General features: G+C 74.0%; 2 protein-coding genes. One reads left to right on the forward strand and one right to left on the reverse strand.

The window, feature by feature from the left end; genetic code table 11:
• The coding region (locus tag RIF68_RS33800; protein WP_309055291.1) for an ABC transporter ATP-binding protein at positions 1-1,500 on the forward strand (1,500 nt) is incomplete at its 5' end.
• Positions 1,501-1,629: 129 nt separating this feature from the next.
• Here RIF68_RS33800 and RIF68_RS33805 read toward each other — a convergent pair.
• On the reverse strand, positions 1,630-2,633 hold a 1,004-nt coding region (locus RIF68_RS33805; RefSeq protein ID WP_309055292.1), incomplete at its 5' end, for a glycosyl hydrolase.

The following is a 2,633-nucleotide window of genomic DNA, read 5'->3' on the forward strand; positions in this document are numbered from 1 at the left end:
CACGCGCTGCGCGTGGACCTGTTCACGCACCTGCAGGCTCAGTCGCTCGGGTTCTTCACCCGCACCCGGGGCGGGGAGGTCCAGTCGCGGCTCACGCACGACATCGCCGGCATGCAGTCGGTCGTCACCAGCTCCGCGACCGGTGTGGCGTCGAACCTCACGACGGCCGTGGCCACGGCCGTGGCGATGGTCGCGCTGTCCCCGGCGATGAGCCTGATCTCCCTGGTGGTCCTGCCGCCGGCCGTCTGGCTCTCCCGGCGCGTGGCCCTGATCCGGCGCGACGTCACCGACGAGCGCCAGCGCGAGCTCGCCCTGCTCCACACCCAGGTCGAGGAGGTTCTCTCCGTCTCCGGGGTCCGGCTGGCCAGGACATTGGGCACCACCGCCCGTGACGCCGCCCGCTTCACCGCCCGCTCCGACCGCCTCCTGCACCTCGAGCTGCGCAGCCAGCTCGCCGGTCGCTGGCGGATGGCCACCATGCAGATCGTCTTCGCGGCGATCCCCGCCGTCGTCTACCTCGCCGCCGGCTTCCCGGCCACCGGCGGCGGGATGAGCATCGGCACCCTGGTGGCCTTCACGGCACTGCAGGGCGCCGTCTTCCGCCCGGTGATGGGACTGCTCAACATCGGCGTGCAGTGGGTGACCGCCCTGGCCTTCTTCAGCCGGATCTTCGAGTACCTCGACCTGGAGCCGCAGATCCGGCCCCCGAACGACCCCGTGCCGCTCGAGCCCGGGGCCGTGCGCGGCGAGGTCCGTCTCGAGGGGGTGCGCTTCGCGTACGACGACGGCGCCGACGTGCTGCACGGGATCGACCTGACGCTGGCCGCGGGCACCACCACCGCCGTGGTCGGGCCCACCGGCTCCGGCAAGAGCACCCTGGGGTCCCTGCTGCCGCGGCTCAACGACGCCACGCACGGGCGGGTGAGCATCGACGGCACGGACGTGCGCGACGTCGCTCCGGCGGACCTCGCGCGGATCGTCGGGGTCGTCTCGCAGGAGACCTACCTCGTCCACGCCTCGGTGCGCGAGAACCTCCTGCTCGCCGCTCCGGACGCCTCCGACGCCGCCCTGTGGGAGGCCCTCGGCGCGGCACGCGTCGCCGACACGGTCGCCGCGCTGCCGGACGGGCTGGACACGCTGGTCGGCGCCCGCGGTCACCGCTTCTCCGGCGGGGAGCAGCAGCGCCTGGCGATCGCCCGCACCATCCTGCGCGATCCGCCCGTGCTCGTCCTGGACGAGGCCACCAGCGCGCTGGACAACACCACCGAGGCGCAGGTCCAGGACGCCCTGGACCGGCTCTCGGCCGGCCGGACGACCCTGACCATCGCGCACCGGCTCTCCACCGTGGAGAACGCGGACCAGGTGGTCGTGCTCGAGGCCGGCCGGATCGTCGAGCGCGGCACGCCCGCGCGGCTGCGGCACGCCGGGGGCCCGTACGCCCGGCTCGCGACGCGAGCCGGGCGCGGCGGCGGGACCGGGGCCGCACCGGTGGCGCCGTAGCCGGGGGCGGGCCGTCCTCCGGGATCCGCGCGGACGGTGGCCGCGCCCGCCGGCACCGCTCCGGCGCGGCCCCCCTCGTGCCCCGGGCCGCCGCGCCGGAGCGATGCCGGTGGAGAGGTCCTCAGCCGGTCACGGGCAGGGGCGCTTGGCCAGCTCGTTCGCCAGGGCGGAGGCGGAGGTGACCGAGGAGTTGATCCGCCAGTCGGTCTCCTTGTCGTGGTGGAACCACACGAGCCCGGTCACGTCCGGCTGGGCGGCCAGGTAGTACACCAGGTGCGCGTTCCACTCGGCCTTGGAGCCACCGGCCTCCGCGGAGGCGGTCTCGGCGACGACGATCTCCTTGCCCGGGGCCAGGCGGCGCATCTCGTCCAGGCCCCAGCCGAAGAGCTCCCACGGCTGCTGCCAGGTCGACCAGGACTGGGACGTGCCCCAGTTGTAGCCGTCCAGGCCGGCGACGTCGACGTAGTCGGCCCCGGGGTAGAGCCCGTCCAGGGGGGTGGAGCCCCAGTAGGGCACGTTGGGGTTCCAGACCCACTGCACGTTGTCGGCGCCGGCGGCGGTGAAGATGTCGTGGACGTGGCGGTAGGCCGCGACGTAGTCCCCGGTCCCGTTGCCGTTGACGCCCTCGGCCCACGGGTACCAGTTGCCGTTCATCTCGTGGCCGAACCGGAGCATCACCGGAGACCCCCAGTCGGCCAGTCGCGTCGCCCAGTCGGTGATGTAGGCGTCGTGGTCGCCGGCGGCGATGCGGTCCAGGGCGTAGGCCGGCTGGTCGGTCCCGCCGCCCCAGGCCCACGGCTCCCAGGTCAGCAGCGTGGTGGCCCCGGCCGACCGGGCCTGCTCGAGCTCCCAGTACGGGACGGGCTGCTGGAAGTCCTTGTAGGACAGGATGATCGAGGGCTTCTCCCCGGTCAGCGACGCGACCTCGGCCAGCTCCTGGGAGGCCCCCGGCCCACCGGGGGTGCCGACGCCGAAGCGCAGCGGGCAGGTCCGTACCTGCGGAGCCGTGGCCGTGGTGCCGGTGGTCGTCGTGGTGGATCTCTTGGTCATGACCTTCGGGGCGGCCTCGGCCGCGGGGATCGTCGACAGCGACAGGGCCGTCGCCACGAGGAGGGCAGGGATGAGGGGGGAAC

It is taken from the genome of Streptomyces sp. (genome assembly GCF_031178505.1).
In the GTDB taxonomy this organism is placed as follows: Bacteria; Actinomycetota; Actinomycetes; order Streptomycetales; family Streptomycetaceae; genus Streptomyces; species Streptomyces gulbargensis.